17 protein-coding genes are annotated in these 15,819 nt (G+C 71.7%); 15 read left to right on the top strand and 2 right to left on the bottom strand.

Annotated features, from left to right (window positions below):
• Positions 1-80: 80 nt before the first annotated feature.
• The 5 genes from ACFY2B_RS17550 to ACFY2B_RS17530 all read left to right on the top strand — a co-directional run bounded on the left by ACFY2B_RS17550 (position 81) and on the right by ACFY2B_RS17530 (position 5,358).
• Positions 81-1,100, top strand: coding sequence for an SRPBCC domain-containing protein (locus ACFY2B_RS17550; protein ID WP_390763990.1), 1,020 nt, complete (start codon positions 81-83; stop codon positions 1,098-1,100).
• Positions 1,101-1,175: 75 nt separating this feature from the next.
• Entirely contained in the window at positions 1,176-1,964 is a 789-nt protein-coding gene (locus tag ACFY2B_RS17545) for an aldose 1-epimerase (protein ID WP_390763989.1), read from the top strand.
• A gap of 32 nt (positions 1,965-1,996) precedes the next feature.
• Complete coding sequence (gene pyrE, locus ACFY2B_RS17540; RefSeq protein WP_390763988.1) at positions 1,997-2,545, top strand: orotate phosphoribosyltransferase; 549 nt, start codon at positions 1,997-1,999, stop codon at positions 2,543-2,545.
• Positions 2,546-2,704: 159 nt separating this feature from the next.
• The gene (fbaA, locus tag ACFY2B_RS17535) at positions 2,705-3,727 is read left to right on the top strand and encodes a class II fructose-bisphosphate aldolase (protein WP_390763987.1); all 1,023 of its coding nucleotides are present in this window, start codon (positions 2,705-2,707) and stop codon (positions 3,725-3,727) included.
• Positions 3,728-3,816: 89 nt separating this feature from the next.
• Positions 3,817-5,358 carry an MFS transporter gene (locus ACFY2B_RS17530; RefSeq protein WP_390763986.1) on the top strand — a complete coding sequence of 514 codons (1,542 nt, stop codon included), beginning with the start codon at positions 3,817-3,819 and terminating at the stop codon, positions 5,356-5,358.
• Positions 5,359-5,534: 176 nt separating this feature from the next.
• Here ACFY2B_RS17530 and ACFY2B_RS17525 read toward each other — a convergent pair whose 3' ends face one another.
• On the bottom strand, positions 5,535-5,954 hold the full coding sequence (locus ACFY2B_RS17525; RefSeq protein WP_390763985.1) for a DUF3151 domain-containing protein: 420 nt from the start codon (positions 5,952-5,954) through the stop codon (positions 5,535-5,537).
• A 316-nt stretch (positions 5,955-6,270) separates the two neighbouring features.
• Between ACFY2B_RS17525 and ACFY2B_RS17520 the strand changes: the two genes are divergently transcribed.
• From ACFY2B_RS17520 to ACFY2B_RS17500, 5 genes are all read left to right on the top strand, one after another.
• Positions 6,271-7,119 (top strand): tryptophan 2,3-dioxygenase family protein, encoded by an 849-nt coding sequence (locus ACFY2B_RS17520; RefSeq protein WP_390763984.1) that lies wholly within the window; start codon positions 6,271-6,273, stop codon positions 7,117-7,119.
• Positions 7,112-8,401: a kynureninase gene (gene kynU, locus ACFY2B_RS17515; protein WP_390763983.1), complete on the top strand. Its 1,290-nt coding sequence runs from the start codon at positions 7,112-7,114 to the stop codon at positions 8,399-8,401. The genes ACFY2B_RS17520 and kynU overlap by 8 nt, the downstream gene beginning before the upstream one ends.
• 305 nt (positions 8,402-8,706) lie before the next feature.
• The gene (locus ACFY2B_RS17510; RefSeq protein ID WP_390763982.1) at positions 8,707-9,594 is read left to right on the top strand and encodes an alpha/beta hydrolase; all 888 of its coding nucleotides are present in this window, start codon (positions 8,707-8,709) and stop codon (positions 9,592-9,594) included.
• 122 nt (positions 9,595-9,716) lie between these two features.
• Positions 9,717-11,069, top strand: coding sequence for a sensor histidine kinase (locus ACFY2B_RS17505; protein WP_390763981.1), 1,353 nt, complete (start codon positions 9,717-9,719; stop codon positions 11,067-11,069).
• On the top strand, positions 11,066-11,731 hold the full coding sequence (locus ACFY2B_RS17500; RefSeq protein WP_390763980.1) for a response regulator: 666 nt from the start codon (positions 11,066-11,068) through the stop codon (positions 11,729-11,731). Before ACFY2B_RS17505 ends, ACFY2B_RS17500 begins: the two co-directional genes overlap by 4 nt.
• A 34-nt stretch (positions 11,732-11,765) precedes the next feature.
• Here ACFY2B_RS17500 and ACFY2B_RS17495 read toward each other — a convergent pair whose 3' ends face one another.
• Entirely contained in the window at positions 11,766-12,191 is a 426-nt protein-coding gene (locus ACFY2B_RS17495) for an ATP-binding protein (RefSeq protein ID WP_390763979.1), read from the bottom strand.
• A 233-nt stretch (positions 12,192-12,424) separates the two neighbouring features.
• On the opposite strand from ACFY2B_RS17495, the gene ACFY2B_RS17490 reads away from it, so the two are divergent.
• The 5 genes from ACFY2B_RS17490 to ACFY2B_RS17470 all read left to right on the top strand — a co-directional run bounded on the left by ACFY2B_RS17490 (position 12,425) and on the right by ACFY2B_RS17470 (position 15,816).
• Positions 12,425-13,276, top strand: a complete 852-nt coding sequence (locus ACFY2B_RS17490; RefSeq protein WP_390764086.1) for a helix-turn-helix domain-containing protein — start codon at positions 12,425-12,427, stop codon at positions 13,274-13,276.
• A complete protein-coding gene (locus ACFY2B_RS17485; RefSeq protein WP_390763978.1) occupies positions 13,276-13,476 on the top strand; it encodes a DUF397 domain-containing protein in 201 nt (66 codons plus the stop codon). The genes ACFY2B_RS17490 and ACFY2B_RS17485 overlap by 1 nt, the downstream gene beginning before the upstream one ends.
• A gap of 101 nt (positions 13,477-13,577) precedes the next feature.
• Positions 13,578-13,778, top strand: a complete 201-nt coding sequence (locus tag ACFY2B_RS17480) for a DUF397 domain-containing protein (RefSeq protein ID WP_390763977.1) — start codon at positions 13,578-13,580, stop codon at positions 13,776-13,778.
• Between the two features lie 206 nt (positions 13,779-13,984).
• On the top strand, positions 13,985-14,323 hold the full coding sequence (locus tag ACFY2B_RS17475; protein ID WP_390763976.1) for an XRE family transcriptional regulator: 339 nt from the start codon (positions 13,985-13,987) through the stop codon (positions 14,321-14,323).
• Positions 14,324-14,613: 290 nt separating this feature from the next.
• Complete coding sequence (locus ACFY2B_RS17470; protein ID WP_390763975.1) at positions 14,614-15,816, top strand: cytochrome P450; 1,203 nt, start codon at positions 14,614-14,616, stop codon at positions 15,814-15,816.
• Positions 15,817-15,819 lie beyond the last annotated feature (3 nt).

The following is a 15,819-nucleotide window of genomic DNA, read 5'->3' as shown; positions in this document are numbered from 1 at the left end:
ACCGGTGGTCCGGGGGTCATGACGACCGGGCGGCTCACAGGGGGGTACGTACCGGCCGCTCGTGGGTAGGCTCAGCCGACATGGAGCATGAGGTCTTCGTTCCGGTTCCGGCCGAGCGGCTGCGGCAGGCGCTCGCCGAGCCCGCGCGCATCGCCCGGGCGGTTCCCGGGCTCCAGCAGGACGCCGGTGCCGAACCGGTCGCGGGGCGGCTGAAGGTGCGTGTCGCCGGCCACTCCATCACCTACCGGGGATCGCTGCGTGTCTCGGCGCGGGACGACGGTTCCTACGAGGTGGCGGGTGAGGCGACCGAGGCACGCGGCACCGGCCAGGTCAAACTCGCTCTCGTCCTCCGCCTCCGCGACGCCGACGGCGGCACCGCCGTCACCGTGGAGGGCACGGCCGCCGCGGATGGACGGGTCGCCGAACTGCCCGCGGACGCGGTGGGTTCGGCCGCGATCCGCCTGCTGAACCGCAGCGTGGAGGCCCTGGCCACGGCACCGGAGGACACCCCCGGCGGCGCGCCGGAGGACTCCGTCGGGCCTGCGGCCGGGACCCGGGCGGCCGACGCGGCCGAGGGGGCCGGGCGCACAGACGGCGCCGAGTTGGGTTCCGGTGCCGAATCCGGGGGTTCCGGGGCGGACGCCGGGGTTCCCGGGGCGGACGCCCGTGATTCCAAGGCGGATTCCGCGGCAGATTCCGAGGCGGTCTCCGAGGACGACGCGCAGGAGTCCGTCTTCGAGACCGAGGTGCCGCCGCCCGCGCCGGCGCCCGACGCGGAGGCCGAGGCCGAGGCCGAGGCCGAGGACGAGCAAGGGGCCGGAGAAGGGGGCGCGGCAGGCGCCGCGGACGGCGCCCGTGGCGGCCCGGCGGGCGTCGCGCCCGTCGGCGGCCTGCCCGCCGAGGCGGCGCACGCACGACGGACCATGATCGGCCGCAGCGCGGAGGAGGTGGACCACGCCCCGCCGCGCGGGCGCTACGCCCCCGTACCGGTCCCGGAGACGGTCGCCGCGAACTCCGCGCTGCGCTGGGCCGCCCCCGCGGCGGCCCTCGCCCTCGCCTCGGCGATCGTGGTCGGCAGGGCGCTGCGCAGACGTCGCTAGGGTCCTGTCGGAGATCCATCAGAAGGGCCCTGGGGGTGCTGCCGTTCTCCCGTACCGCCCCAGTAGGGTCGTCCCGTGAGTAACGAACCCATCACGCTGACCGCGGGTGACGCGGAGGTGAGCCTGCGGCCGGACAACGGCGGGCGGGTCGCCGGGCTCCGGATCGCCGGTACCGAGCTGCTCCGGCAGGGCGACCGCTTCGGCTGTTTCCCGATGGTTCCCTGGTGCGGACGGATCAGGGACGGCCGTTTCCTGAACGGCGCCACCGCGCACCAGATGCCGCTCAACTCCCCGCCGCACGCCATCCACGGCACCGCCCGCGACGGTGCCTGGCGCACCGCCCGCGTCCTGGCCGACGAGGCCGTCATCACCTACGACCTGGTCGAGCCGTGGCCCTACCCCGGCCGCGTCACCCAGGTCTTCGCCCTGACCGAGGACAGCCTGACCCTCACGCTGTCCGTCGAGACGTACGGCTCGTCCTTCCCGGCGCAGGTCGGCTGGCACCCGTGGTTCAACCGGAACCTGGGCGGCGAGGACGTACGGCTCGACTTCACGCCCGCCTGGCAGGAGGAGCGCGGCGCCGACCACCTGCCCACCGGCAACCGGATCGAGCCCCGGCCCGGCCCCTGGGACGACTGCTTCGGCATGCCCGACGGCGTGGACGTCACCCTCACCTGGCCCGGACAGCTGGAGCTGACGGTGACCAGTCGCGAGCAGTGGGCGGTCGTCTACGACGAACAGGAGGCCGCCGTCTGCGTCGAGCCGCAGACCGGCCCGCCCAACGGGCTCAACACCCTGCCCCGCCTGGTCACGCCGCTGGAGCCGCTGGAGGCCACGGCCGCCTGGCGCTGGCGCCGCCTCTGACCGGCCCCGGCGCCGCCTCTAAGCTGGGCGGCATGACGGACGTACGCGGCGCGCTGCTGCAGCAGATCAAGGACAAGGCCGTGGTGCACGGCACGGTGACGCTCTCGTCGGGCCTGGAGGCGGAGTACTACATCGACCTGCGGCGCGTCACCCTCGACGGCGAGGCCGCGCCGCTGGTCGGACAGGTGCTGCTGGACCTGACCGCGGACCTCGACTTCGACGCCGTGGGCGGGCTGACCATGGGTGCCGACCCGGTCGCCACCGCACTGCTGCACGCCGCCGCCGCGCGCGGCCGCCGGCTGGACGCGTTCGTCGTACGGAAGGCCGCCAAGGCGCACGGCATGCAGCGGCGCGTCGAGGGCCCGGAGATCAAGGGCCGCCGGGTGCTGGTCGTCGAGGACACCTCCACCACCGGCGGCTCGCCGCTCACCGCGGTGGCGGCCGTGCGCGAGGCCGGTGCCGAGGTCGTCGCCGTCGCGACGATCGTGGACCGGGCGACCGGCGCCGCCGAGAAGATCCAGGAGGGCGCGGGCGTCCCGTACCTCTTCGCCTATTCGAAGGACGAGTTGGGGCTCGACTGACGCACGGCGTCGACCGCACCCCGGGGCGCCGTGCCGCCGGGGGAGCCGAGCACGGGCCCAATGTCTGGAAGGATGGGGACGACGACGACGTCACCCCCAAGGTCTAGGTCAGGGCCGTAGTACGCAGATTGCCGACCCGCACACTCAAGGAGCGGACAGATGCCCATCGCAACCCCCGAGGTCTACAACGAGATGCTCGACCGGGCGAAGGCAGGCAAGTTCGCCTACCCGGCCATCAACGTCACCTCCAGCCAGACCCTGAACGCGGCTCTGCGCGGCTTCGCCGAGGCGGAGAGCGACGGCATCATCCAGATCTCCACGGGTGGCGCCGAGTTCCTGGGCGGTCAGTACAGCAAGGACATGGTGACCGGCGCGGTCGCCCTGGCCGAGTACGCGCACATCATCGCCGAGAAGTACCCGGTGACGGTCGCCCTGCACACCGACCACTGCCCGAAGGACAAGCTCGACGGGTACGTCCGTCCGCTGATCGCGATCTCCGAGGAGCGCGTGAAGGCCGGGCAGAACCCGCTGTTCCAGTCCCACATGTGGGACGGCTCTGCGGAGACCCTCGCCGACAACCTGGCCATCGCGCAGGAACTGCTGGCGCGCGCCCACGCCGCCAGGATCATCCTTGAGGTGGAGATCACCCCGACCGGCGGCGAGGAGGACGGCGTCTCGCACGAGATCAACGACTCCCTGTACACCACGGTCGACGACGCGATCCGTACGGCGGAGGCGCTCGGCCTCGGCGAGAAGGGCCGCTACCTGCTGGCCGCCTCCTTCGGCAACGTGCACGGCGTGTACAAGCCGGGCAACGTGGTGCTCCGCCCCGAGCTGCTGAAGGAGCTGAACGACGGCGTCGCCGCCAAGTACAACAAGCCGTCCCCGTTCGACTTCGTCTTCCACGGCGGCTCCGGCTCCACCGAGCAGGAGATCGCGACCGCGCTGGAGAACGGCGTCGTCAAGATGAACATCGACACGGACACCCAGTACGCCTTCACCCGTCCGGTCGCCGACCACATGTTCAAGAACTACGACGGCGTCCTGAAGGTCGACGGCGAGGTCGGTTCCAAGAAGACGTACGACCCGCGCACCTGGGGCAAGCTGGCCGAGGCGTCGATGGCCCGGCGCGTCTTCGAGGCGACCCAGCACCTGCGGTCGGCCGGCACGAAGATCAAGTAGCTCCGTCCGTCCGCGGTACCGTACGAGGGATTTCAGCGAGCCCGGCCCGCCCAGGGTCGGGCTCGCGGTGTATCCGGTATACCTGGGGCATGCCCGACGTCCGGCTCGCCTCGCCCCAGGGCAAGTGGATCCTGCTCACCACCGTGCTCGGCTCCAGCATGGCCCTGCTGGACTCGACCGTCGTCAACGTGGCCCTGCCGCGCATCGGCCGCGACCTGAACGTGGACCTGGCGGCCCTCCAGTGGACGGTCAACGCCTACCTGGTCACGCTGGCCGGGCTGATCCTGCTCGGCGGTGCGCTGGGCGACCGCTACGGGCGCCGCCGGATCTTCGTGATCGGGGTCGTCTGGTTCGCGGCCGCCTCCCTGCTGTGCGGCGTCGCCCCGACCGCCGGCGTCCTCGTCGGCGCCCGCGCCCTCCAGGGCATCGGCGGCGCGCTGCTCACCCCCGGCTCCCTCGCGCTCATCCAGGCGTCCTTCCACCCCGACGACCGGGCCAAGGCGGTCGGCCTGTGGTCGGGGTTCGGGGGTATCGGGGCGGCCGTCGGGCCGTTCCTGGGCGGCTGGCTGGTGGACGGCCCCGGCTGGCGCTGGGTGTTCCTGATCAACGTGCCGGTGGCGCTGGTGTGCGCCCCCATCGCCGTACGGCACGTGCCCGAGTCCGGAGGACGCGAGTTCCGGCCGCACGGGGCCGGGGCCAGAGGCGGGACTGGGGCCGGGGGCGGTGGAGCGGGTACGGAGGCGGAGGGGGGCCACGGCGGTTTCGACGTGCTGGGCGCGGCCCTCGGGGCGCTCGCCCTGGCCCTGGTGACGTACGCCCTGATCGAGGCCGGACAGGGTTCGGCCGTCGTCGCCGTCACCGCCGTCGCCGGGGTCGCGGCCGCGGTCGCCTTCGGGTACGTCGAGAAGTACCGCGCCGACCCGATGATGCCGCTCGACATCTTCGCGTCCCGCCAGTTCACCGTGGTCAACCTGGTCACGATGTGCGTCTACGCGGCGTTCGGCGGCTTCTTCTTCCTGACCGCGCTGCAACTCCAGGTCGTCGCGGGCTACTCGCCCCTCCAGGCCGGTACGGCGCTGCTGCCGACCACCGTTCTGATGCTGCTGTTCTCGGCCCGTTCGGGCGCGCTGGCCGACCGCATCGGGCCGCGCATCCCGCTCACCGTCGGGCCGTTGCTCTGCGCGGCGGCGATGCTGCTGATACTGCGGGTGGGCAAGAAGGCCGACTACCTCACGGATGTACTGCCCGCGCTCCTGGTCATGGGCGCGGGCATGGTCATCCTGGTCGCCCCGCTCACCGCCACGGTGCTCGCCTCCGTGGACACCGAGCGGGCGGGTCTGGCCAGCGGCATCAACAACGCGGCGGCCCGTGCCGCCGGGCTGATCGCGGTGGCCGCGCTGCCGCTGCTGGCCGGGATGGGGCCGGACGCCTACCGTTCCGCGGACGCCTTCGACGCGGCGTTCCGGCGGGCGATGCCGTGGTGCGCGGGCGTCCTGGTGCTGGGCGCGGTGCTGGCCTTCGCCGCGGTGCGCCGCCCGGCCCCGGACTGCAACGTCCCGGAGTGCCGTACCCACGGGAACATCACGTCACCGCCCCTGGACACCGGGAAGCGCGGCCGGGACCCGCGCTGAGGGCGATGCCGCGCCTGAAACGGAGGGGCGAACCGGGTGACGGGGCCGAACCCGGGTGACGTGGCCGCCCCGAGTAACGGGGGCGAACCCGAGTCCGGAGCAGGCCCGGGGCGGGGGCTCCGGCTCGGGTCCGGGGTATACCGGGGTTCAGGGTCCCGGGCCGTGGGGCGTGGGGGTCAGGCGAGGAGTTCCGCGTAGGCCGCGGGGTCGCTGTCGCGCAGGAACTGGCGGCAGCGTTCGTATTCTTCCTTCTCGTCGATGGCCTCGGCCGCGCGCGCGAGCGCGGCCAGGCAGCGCAGGAAACCCTGGTTGGGGCCGTGGCTCCAGGGGACCGGGCCGTGGCCCTTCCAGCCGTTCCGCCGCAGCGCGTCGAGTCCGCGGTGGTAACCGGTACGGGCGTAGGCGTACGACTCGACCACCCGGCCCGCCGAGAACGCCTCCTCCGCGAGCGCCGCCCACGCCCGCGAGAACGTCGGGTGCTGCGCGGCGACCTCGGCGGGCGACAGGGATTCCTCGTCCAGCAGCCGGGCGGCCTCCGCGTTCTCGGGGAGGTACGTCGGGTCGGGGCCGCCGAGCAGGTTCGTGTGGGTCGTCATGGATGCAGTGTGCCACCGGCGGCGGGCGGGGCGGGCCGGTGGGCGCCGGATGGCGGGAGGGCAGGCGGGGGCCGGTGGGCGGCGGATCGCGGGAGGGACGTGGGGGCCGGTGGCCGGTGGGCGGCGGGCGCGCGTGGGCGAGGAAGTGCGCGAGGAAGTGGGCGGGGGCGCGGGTAAGGGCGCGGGTGAGGGCGTCGGCGGGCGGTCCGGGCTTGCCGGGGCCGGGGTGATTGCGGAGGATGCCGGTGGGGACCGGGGCCCCCGTGCCGGCATCGGCAGGGGCGGACCGCTACCCGGAGTACAGCAGGAGACAGCGATGTCCCAACCGGCTCACCCCCTTCCCGAGGCCGCTGAGCCCGAGACCCCGCATCTCGACTTCGCGGGCACGACGCCGTACGAGGACTACGTCCGGGCGGACGTGCTCACCCATCTCCAGCACACCCTCTCCGACGATCCCGGCGAGATGGTCTTCCTGGTCACCACCCAGGTGATGGAACTCTGGTTCACGGTCGTCGTCCACGAGTGGGAGACGGCGGCACGGGCGCTGCGCGAGGACCGGGTGCCGGGCGCGATCGACGCGCTGAAGCGGTCCGTACGCGAGCTGGAGGCGCTGAACGCCTCCTGGAAGCCGCTCGCCGCGCTCACCCCGGCCCAGTTCAACTCGTACCGCTCCGCGCTCGGCGAGGGCTCCGGCTTCCAGTCGGCGATGTACCGGCGGATGGAATTCCTGCTCGGCGAGAAGTCCGCGTCGATGCTGGTCCCGCACCGGGGCGCGCCGCGCGTCCACGCCGAGCTGGAGAAGGCCCTGCACGAGCCGAGCCTGTACGACGAGGTGGTACGGCTCCTCGCGCGCCGCGGCCACGCGATCCCGCCCGAGGTCCTGGCGCGGGACGTGTCCCGGCGCCACGAGCCCTCGGCGGCGGTCGAGGCGGCCTGGACGGCGGTCTACTCCGGCGACCAGAACGGTGAACTCGCGCGCCTCGGCGAGGCGTTGACGGACGTGGCCGAGCTGGTCTGGCGCTGGCGCAACGACCACCTGGTCGCGACCCGGCGCGCGATGGGCGCCAAGACCGGCACGGGCGGCTCGGCCGGGGTCGCCTGGCTGGAGAAGCGCACCCAGAACAACGTGTTCCCCGAGCTGTGGACGGCGAGGTCCCATGTCTGACACCACCGAACCGGCCACCATCCGGACGGGCGGCGAACCAGCCGTCACCGCACGGCAGTTGGACGCGGCGGACGAGCTGGCCCCGCTGCGCTCCCGGTTCGTCCTGGACGACCCCGGCAGCCCTGACGACGCCGTGTACCTGGACGGCAACTCGCTGGGCGCGCTGCCCGTGCACGTGGCCGACCGGATCTCCGACGTGGTGCGCCGGCAGTGGGGCGAACTGCGCATCCGCTCCTGGGACGAGAGCGGCTGGTGGACGGCGCCCGAACGGATCGGCGACCGGATCGCTCCGCTGGTCGGCGCGGCACCGGGGCAGATCGTGGTGGGCGACTCGACGAGCGTCAACGTGTTCAAGGCACTGGTGGGCGCCGTGCGGCTGGTGGGGCGGGCGGGGCCGACGGGGCCGACGGGGCCGGTGGGGGAGGCCCGGGACGAGATCCTGGTCGACGCGACGACGTTCCCCACGGACGGTTACATCGCCGAGTCGGCGGCCCGGCTGACCGGCCACACCCTTCGCCCGGTGGCCCCCGCCGAGGTGCCGGCGGCCCTGAGCGACCGTACGGCGGCGGTGCTGCTGAACCACGTCGACTACCGCACCGGCCGCCTGCACGACCTGCCGTCGCTCACGGCGGCGGTGCACGCGGCGGGCGCGGTGGCGGTCTGGGACCTGTGCCACAGCGCGGGCGCGCTGCCGGTGGGGCTGGACGAGCACGGCGTGGACCTGGCGGTCGGCTGCACGTACAAGTACCTGAACGGCGGCCCGGGCGCACCGGCGTACCTGTATGTGCGCCGCTCCCACCAGGACCGTTTCGACTCCCCGCTGCCCGGCTGGAACTCCCACGCCGAGCCCTTCGGCATGCGCCCCGACTACGAGGCGGCACCGGGGGCCCGGCGCGGGCGCGTGGGCACCCCGGACATCCTGTCCATGCTGGCGCTGGAGGCCGCGCTGGACGTCTGGGACGGGGTGTCGGTGGCGGCTGTGCGCGCCAAGTCCCTCGCCCTGGGCGACTTCTTCCTGGAGTGCGTCGCGGCGTACGTTCCCGCGGGTCTGGTGGAGTCCCTGACGCCGGTGGCCCACGCGGAGCGGGGCAGCCAGGTCGCCCTGCGCTGCGCCGCCGCCGGGGACGTGATGAAGCGGCTGATCGCGCGCGGGGTGGTGGGGGACTTCCGCCGTCCCGACGTCCTCCGTTTCGGCTTCACTCCGTTGTACGTGGGCTTCGGGGACGTGGAACGGGCGGCGCGGGTGCTCGGGGAGGTGTTGGAGGAGGTACTGGGGAGGTGACGGCGGGGTAGCCCCGTGGGCCCTTGCGAGCTTGCGGGTCTGCGGGCGGGCGGCGCGCGCATGACCGCCTCGGTGGCCTGCGGGTCGCCGTCGCGCGCTCACCCGGTGGCGCCGGTCTGTACCGGTTGCCCGGCTCGCGCGAAACAGCACCGTTTTGCCCCTCACCGAGCGTGACATCCCCGTGTCCCCGCACGTCACTGGCCTGATAGCGTCCCCGCCAACGGCTGCCATCATCTCTGGTCCGCCAAACCTCCCCCCGTGCCGAAAGCCTGGGAGGTACCCCCATCGTCGCTGAGAGGTTGAGCATGCCGGACGACGCCGCGGCCCGTGCCGCCGCCGAAGAGGAGTCGGCCTTCTCGCACCCACCGGTCGATCCCGATGGCACGGCCGCCTACGGCGACCACCCCGACCAGGTGATCGACTTCTATGCCCCACGCGACACGGCGTCCTCGTCACCGGCCGTTCCCAGCCCGCTGGTCGTCGTCCTGCACGGGGGTGCCTGGCGGGCGCCGTACGACCGGCGGCACATCACCCCGTTCGCGGACTTCCTGGCGCGGCGCGGCTTCGCCGTGGCCAACGTCGAGTACCGGCGCGGCGGCGCGGAACCGGCCGGGGGCGGCGAAACCCCGGTAGCGGGCCGCTGGCCGGACACCTTCGACGACGTCGCCGCCGCGCTGGACGCGCTGCCCGCGCTGGTCCGCGAGGCACTTCCGCAGGCCGACCTGCGCCGCACGGTGATAACCGGCCACTCGGCGGGCGGTCAGCTGGCCCTGTGGGCGGCGGCCCGGCACGTGCTGCCCGCGGATTCCCCCTGGCGCACGGGCCGGCCCGCTCAACTGCGCGGGGTGGTCGTCCTCGCCCCCATCGCGGACTTCACGGTCGCGGAGAAGCTCAACGTCTGCGGCAACGCGGCGCTGCAACTGCTCGGCGGCCAGGACGAGTTCCACGTGCGCCGGCCGTACGCCGACCCGGCCCTGCTGCTGCCGACCGGCATCGCGACCACGCTCGTCCAGGGCCGTAGGGACATGGTGGTCCCGCAGGCGGTCGCCGAGGCGTACGCGGACGCCGCGGCGAAGGCGGGCGAGGTGGTGGGCCTGACCCTGCTGGAGGACGTGGGGCACTTCCCGCTCATCGATCCGGCGGCGGACGCGTGCGCGGTGGTGGCGGAGGAAATCGGGCAGTTGGCGTGGTGAACGGGGTGCGGCGTGCTCCGTCGGGCGGACCCCGCTCGCACCCGTAGTACTTGAGAGGGACCCGCGACGACCCCTCTCACAGGTGACGACCGCTCCCCCCGCCCCGGCCTACCGTTCTGTACGTGACCGAGACGACGCACACGCAGACCACGCGACCGGACAGCCGGTACGACGCGTACAAGCCGCGCAGCCCGGAGGTCCGGGCGGCGATCGGGGCCCTTCGGGGGCTGCAGAAGGACCTGTTCCACGACGTCTTCGCCTACCGCCCGCTGCCTCGCACGAGCGCCGACGGACCACTCACCCGTCGGCTCTCCGACCGCAGGCGGGAGTACGCGTCCTGGGCACCGCACGCCACAGTGGCCGCGTTCGGCGTCCTGGCGATGCTCATCTCCCTGGGATACGCCGGCTTCGGCATAGCGGCCCTGGTGTGCGGTCTGTTCACCCTGGCCCCGGTCCTGCTCACGCTGGTCCGCCCGGTGGCGGCGTTCTGGCTGTCGTTCCCGGCGGCCATGGTCGTCGCCGCTCTCAGTCCGAACGGGGGCAACTTTCCGTGGCTGCCGGGCAGCTTCCTCGCCCATCTGACGGTGCTCACGGTGGTCGCGATCCGCACCCGCCCGCGCACGGCGGCCTGGATGTGGCTGGTGACGGCGGGCTACGGCGTCGTGGCCGCCGCCGTCTTCACCGGTGGCTACTACTACAGCCCGAACACCGGCCCCATGCTGCTCCTCGCCGCGCTGCTCCTGCTCGCCGTCACCATCTGGCACATACGCCGTGACGCCGAGCAGGAGGTGACCGCGCAGCAGACGGTGACCGCGCACGAGCGCTCCCGCCGCACCCTGCTGGAGGAGCGCACCACCATCGCCCGCGAACTGCACGACGTGGTCGCCCATCACATGTCGGTGGTCGCCATCCAGGCGGAGGCCGCCCCCTACCGGGTGGAGAACCCGCCGCCGGAGCTGGAGAAGGCGTTCGTCACCATCCGGGAGAACGCGGTGGCGGCGCTGACCGAACTGCGCCGGGTCCTCGGGGTCGTCCGCGCGGAGGACTACGCGGCACCCGATGCCCCGCAGCCCGCCCTCGCCGACCTGGACGCGCTGCTCGCGAACGTGCGGGAGGCAGGGCTCGACGTGGAGAAGGTGGTCACCGGCGCGGTGCGCGAACTCCCGCAAGGCGTGGAGCTGTCCGCGTACCGGATCGTCCAGGAGGCGCTGAGCAACACGCTGCGGCACGCGCCGGGCGCGAGCGCGCGGGTGGAGATCGGGTACGTCCTCGGCGGGCTGGGCCTGCGCATAGTCAACGGGCCGCCGCCCGCGAAGGAACTGGTGAAACCCTCGCCCGGCGCCGGGCACGGCATCACCGGGATGCGGGAGCGCGTCTCCATGCTGGACGGCGACATGACGGCGGGCCCGGTCGACGGAGGCTACGAGGTGACGGTGTTCCTGCCGGTCGCCATGGTGGGCGAGGACGAGGCATGACGATCCGCGTACTGATCGCGGACGACCAGATGATGGTGCGTGAGGGCTTCTCGGTGCTGCTCAACGCGATGCCGGACATCGAGGTCGTCGGCGAGGCCGTCAACGGCCGAGAGGCGGTCGAGCGGGTGCGGGAACTCGCCCCCGACATCGTGCTGATGGACATCCGGATGCCCGAGCTGAACGGCATCGAGGCGACACGGGAGATCGTCGCCGCGGACGGTACGGCGAAGGTGCTTGTCCTGACGACGTTCGACCTGGACGAGTACGTGTACGAGGCGCTGCGCGCGGGAGCCTCCGGCTTCCTGCTCAAGGACGCCTCGGCCCGGCAACTGGCGGACGGCGTCCGGGTGGTGGCGGCGGGCGAGGCCCTGCTCGCGCCCTCTGTCACCAGGCGCCTGATCACGGAGTTCTCCAAGCTGTCCGACGCTCCGCGCCTGACCCCCACCGCGCAGGCCGCGTACGGCGATCTGACCGAGCGGGAGACGGAGGTACTGGTCCTCATCGCCCACGGCCTCTCCAACTCGGAGATAGCCGAGCGTCTGGTGGTGGCCGAGTCGACGATCAAGACCCATGTGAGCCGCGTCCTGGTGAAACTGGGCCTGCGCGACCGCACGCAGGCGGCGGTGTTCGCGTATGAGGCGCGACTGGTCACTCCGGGCTGAAGGAAGGCGTCTCGCCTCCGGAACGGGAGGCGGCTCAGTTCAGGGCCGCCAGGGTGCACTCGCACCAGACGTACTTGCCGCGGTTGCCGTTCCTGGACTGCGGCTGCCAGCCCCACACGTCCGCACAGGCGCGGACCAGGGTGAGGCCGCGGCCGTTCTCGGCATCGGTGAGGTGGTCCAGCGGTCGCGGGGGCTCCGGCGGCTCGGGGTCCGTGTCCCAGGCGCCGAGTCGCAGCGTCCCCGGCGGCGACCAGCGCACCCGCAGGGCTGCCGGACCCTTGGTATGCAGCACGGCGTTGGACACCAGCTCCGTGGCGAGGAGTTCGGCCGTGTCGACCAGGGTGATCAGGCCGTGCAGGGTGAGGATCAGACGGAGGGTGCGGCGGCAGACGGTGACGGCGCGGGGGTCGTTGGGGATGTGGAGGGAGTATTCCCAGGAGTCGGGTTCGTTCTCGGGCATGCGTGAACTCCAGGTCGAGGTGGGGTGGTGGAGTTTCGCGGCGGTGTCGGGCGGTGGCAGTGCCGCAGCCGTCGTGGCAGGACGGGGCGGTGCGCTTCCGGTGTCCCGGGGTTTCGCAGCGTGTGCGTCGCGTGACTGACGGTATGGCACAAATTCGTGCCAGCGCAACCGGCTGGCGTAACCTGACACCCGAACGTGGCGCCTCAGCAGAGGCGTTGGAAGCGGGAGGGCGTATGCCGCCGAGAAGCAATCCCACTGCGCGTCAGGTGCGCTTGGGAACCGAACTGCGCAGGCTGCGCGAGGCGGCCGGTTTGAAGGCTCGGGACACAGCTGCGTTCCTCAACTCGACTTCGGGGCAGATGAGTCATGTAGAACTGGGCATCGCTGCCGTCAGCGCGGAGCGCGTTCGTCGCCTGGCTGCCTATTACGCCTGTACGGACGATGCGTTGATCGACGCGCTCGTGGCGATGGCGACCGATCGCACACGCGGTTGGTGGGAGGAGTACAGGGGAGTCCTTCACCCGGTGTTCCTGGACACTGCCGAGACCGAGCACCATGCGACCTCCCTCCGCGAGGTCGTGATCACCTACGTTCCAGGGCTGTTGCAGACTGCTGACTACGCCCGCGCGGTCTATGCCTACGCACAGCCCGAACTACCCGAGAGTGAGTTGACCCCTTGGGTAGAACACCGGATGAGGCGACGAGCCGTGATCGAGGGCGACAGCCCTACGTCGTACGAGACACTGATCCACGAGTGCGCTCTGCGTGTACGAGTGTCGGACCGCAGCGTCTGGCGGGCTCAGCTCCAGCAGATCCTCGATCGGATCGAACAGGAGCACGTAACGGTGCGCGTCATCCCTTTTGAGCAGGACGGCTTCGGGGGCGCCGGGATTTCGATGATGTACGTGTGCGGTCCGGTGCCAAAGTTGGACACCGGTCTGAGGGATGCTCCCACCGGCGTCGCATTCATCGATGCAGAAGCTCAGTTGAAGCAGCTTCGAACGCTCTTCCTTAGGATGCGGGCAGCGTCGCTGGACCCCATTGCGTCGCGGGACTTCATCCATCGACTGGCGAAGGAGACGTAATGAACTGGCGGAAGTCGACTTACTCCGGTGGAGGCCAGGGCGACACCTGTGTCGAGATCGCCCTCCTCCCCTCCCGCATAGCCATCCGCGACTCCAAAGCCCCCACCCGCGCCACTCTCTCCTTCCCCGCCGCCTCCTTCACGGCCCTCGTCGACCATCTGAAGGAACACCCCTGGTCAGAGGGGCAGATGCCGGGTTAGCGTCCCCGGAGGGTGCAGTACTTGCCGGAACGTGGCTCTCCCCGCGCCAGGCGGACCAGGGCAACGCAGCACTTCACCCATCGTTTGATCAAGGAACTCTGATGAACTGGCGTAAGTCCACGTACTCCGATGGCGGCGACGGCAACACCTGTGTCGAGATCGCCGCCCGCCCCTCCCGCATAGCCATCCGCGACTCCAAAGCCCCCACCCGCGCCACTCTCTCCTTCCCCGCCGCCTCCTTCACGGCCCTCGTCGACCATCTGAAGGAACACCCCTGGTCAGAGGGGCAGATGCCGGGTTAGCGTCCCCAGCCCGCCCGGGGCGGGGGCTGTACTACGAGCCGACCGACCAGCGGCCGGTTCCACGTCTTCGATCCGGTGCGCCGGGCCGTATTGCTGGTGGCCGGCGACAAGGCCGGGAACTGGCAGCGCTGGTACGACATCAACATTCCGCTTGCTGAGGAGCGGTACCGGAAGCATCTGGCTGATCTTGAAACCAGGGAGTACGAATGACCACGGTGAGCTGGGAGGAAACCAAGTGCAAGGCGCGCGAGCTGCGTGCGGCCGCTGGGTTGCCGGTGCGGTCAGCTGAGAAGAAACAAGCGGCCATGGACCGGCTGACCGCCGAAGTGCGTGCTCACAAGCTCGCGGAGGTCAGGCGGGAACAGGCGCTGACTCAGCGCCAAGTGGCCGCGTCGATGGGGGTCTCAGCACCTCGGGTCTCCGCGATCGAGCACGGTGAGCTGGATCGCGCGGAGGTCGCGACCCTCCGGGCCTACGTGGAAGCGCTCGGCGGTCGACTGCGCGTAGTCGCGGACTTCGGGGATGCTGAATACACCGTCGCCTGAGAGCTTGCTGCCAGAAGCCGTGGAGTTGAGAAGGCTTCCGCTTACCGCTCAACGGGCTTGTCTGGTCTCACAGGGGTCCTGATCGGTTGATTGTGGCAGGAGCGGCGCATGAAGGCAGGGCCTCTCGGTGGTTCGGGGGTGAATTCCCGTCCGAGCAGTCTCAGGAGATCCTGTTGCCGCAGTCTCCCGGGCAGCGCTCTCGTTCCCCACCGCCTCTTTCACCGCCCTCATCGACCACCTGAAGGAACACCCCTGGTCAGAGGGGTAGGCGCCGGGTTAGCGTCCCCGGTATGGCTGATTTCGACCCGTGGGACCCGGCGTTCCTCGCCGACCCGTACCCCGCCTACGCCGAACTGCGCGAAAAGGGCCGCGTGCACTACTACGAGCCCACGAACCAGTGGCTGGTCCCGCACCACGCGGACGTCTCGGCGCTGCTGCGCGACCGCCGGCTGGGCCGGACGTATCAGCACCGCTTCACCCACGAGGACTTCGGGCGTACGGCTCCGCCGCCGGAGCACGAGCCGTTCCACACGCTCAACGATCACGGGATGCTCGATCTGGAGCCGCCGGACCACACCCGGATCCGGCGGCTGGTGTCGAAGGCGTTCACGCCGCGGACGGTGGAGCGGCTGAAGCCGTACGTCCACGGGCTGGCGGACGAACTGGTCTCGGCGCTGGTGGCGGCGGGCGGCGGCGATCTGCTGGCGGAGGTCGCGGAGCCGCTGCCGGTCGCGGTGATCGCCGAGATGCTGGGCATCCCCGAGTCGGACCGGGCGCAGCTCAGGCCCTGGTCGGCGGACATCTGCGGGATGTACGAGCTGAACCCGTCCGAGGAGGCGGCGGCGAGGGCGGTCCGGGCGTCGGCCGAGTTCTCGGAGTATCTGCTGGAGCTGATCGCCGCCCGGCGCAGGGAGCCGGGCGAGGACCTGATCTCGGGGCTGATCGCCGCTCACGACGAGGGCGACCGGCTGACCGGGCAGGAGATGGTCTCGACGGCGGTCCTGCTGCTGAACGCGGGCCACGAGGCGACCGTCAACGCCACGGTCAACGGGTGGTGGGCGCTGCTGCGCAACCCGGACCAGCTGACCGCGCTGCGCGCCGACCGTTCGCTCGTCCCCTCCGCCGTGGAGGAGCTGATGCGCTACGACACCCCGCTCCAGTTGTTCGAGCGCTGGGTGCTGGACGAGATCGAGATCGACGGCACGACGATCCCGCGGGGAGCGGAGGTCGCCATGCTGTTCGGCTCTGCCAACCACGACCCGGCCGTCTTCGCGGACCCCGGCCGGCTGGACCTCGGCCGCAAGGACAACCCGCACATCTCCTTCAGCGCCGGTATCCACTACTGCATCGGCGCCCCGCTGGCCCGGATCGAGCTGGCGGCGTCGATGACCGCGCTGCTGGAGAAGGCCCCGGCGCTCGCCCTGGCGGCCGAGCCCGAACGGAAGCCGAACTTCGTGATCCGCGGCCTGAAGGGGCTGAGCGTCACCCTCTGAGCC

This window comes from Streptomyces sp. NPDC001270, from assembly GCF_042896695.1.
Taxonomy (GTDB): Bacteria; Actinomycetota; Actinomycetes; order Streptomycetales; family Streptomycetaceae; genus Streptomyces.
Note: the sequence above shows the minus strand (reverse complement) of the source record. Positions and strands in the feature narration are given on the sequence as shown.

What these genes read in the sequence shown, in the direction of transcription:
- ACFY2B_RS17510 (WP_390763982.1), top strand. Translation starts at nt 8,707, where the DNA reads ATGCCGGACGACGCCGCGGCCCGTGCCGCCGCCGAAGAGGAGTCGGCC.
- ACFY2B_RS17530 (WP_390763986.1), top strand. Translation starts at nt 3,817, where the DNA reads ATGCCCGACGTCCGGCTCGCCTCGCCCCAGGGCAAGTGGATCCTGCTC.
- ACFY2B_RS17550 (WP_390763990.1), top strand. Translation starts at nt 81, where the DNA reads ATGGAGCATGAGGTCTTCGTTCCGGTTCCGGCCGAGCGGCTGCGGCAG.
- fbaA (WP_390763987.1), top strand. Translation starts at nt 2,705, where the DNA reads ATGCCCATCGCAACCCCCGAGGTCTACAACGAGATGCTCGACCGGGCG.
- ACFY2B_RS17495 (WP_390763979.1), bottom strand. Translation starts at nt 12,191, where the DNA reads ATGCCCGAGAACGAACCCGACTCCTGGGAATACTCCCTCCACATCCCC.
- ACFY2B_RS17470 (WP_390763975.1), top strand. Translation starts at nt 14,614, where the DNA reads ATGGCTGATTTCGACCCGTGGGACCCGGCGTTCCTCGCCGACCCGTAC.
- kynU (WP_390763983.1), top strand. Translation starts at nt 7,112, where the DNA reads ATGTCTGACACCACCGAACCGGCCACCATCCGGACGGGCGGCGAACCA.
- ACFY2B_RS17525 (WP_390763985.1), bottom strand. Translation starts at nt 5,954, where the DNA reads ATGACGACCCACACGAACCTGCTCGGCGGCCCCGACCCGACGTACCTC.
- ACFY2B_RS17500 (WP_390763980.1), top strand. Translation starts at nt 11,066, where the DNA reads ATGACGATCCGCGTACTGATCGCGGACGACCAGATGATGGTGCGTGAG.
- ACFY2B_RS17475 (WP_390763976.1), top strand. Translation starts at nt 13,985, where the DNA reads ATGACCACGGTGAGCTGGGAGGAAACCAAGTGCAAGGCGCGCGAGCTG.
- ACFY2B_RS17480 (WP_390763977.1), top strand. Translation starts at nt 13,578, where the DNA reads ATGAACTGGCGTAAGTCCACGTACTCCGATGGCGGCGACGGCAACACC.
- pyrE (WP_390763988.1), top strand. Translation starts at nt 1,997, where the DNA reads ATGACGGACGTACGCGGCGCGCTGCTGCAGCAGATCAAGGACAAGGCC.
- ACFY2B_RS17520 (WP_390763984.1), top strand. Translation starts at nt 6,271, where the DNA reads ATGTCCCAACCGGCTCACCCCCTTCCCGAGGCCGCTGAGCCCGAGACC.
- ACFY2B_RS17490 (WP_390764086.1), top strand. Translation starts at nt 12,425, where the DNA reads ATGCCGCCGAGAAGCAATCCCACTGCGCGTCAGGTGCGCTTGGGAACC.
- ACFY2B_RS17485 (WP_390763978.1), top strand. Translation starts at nt 13,276, where the DNA reads ATGAACTGGCGGAAGTCGACTTACTCCGGTGGAGGCCAGGGCGACACC.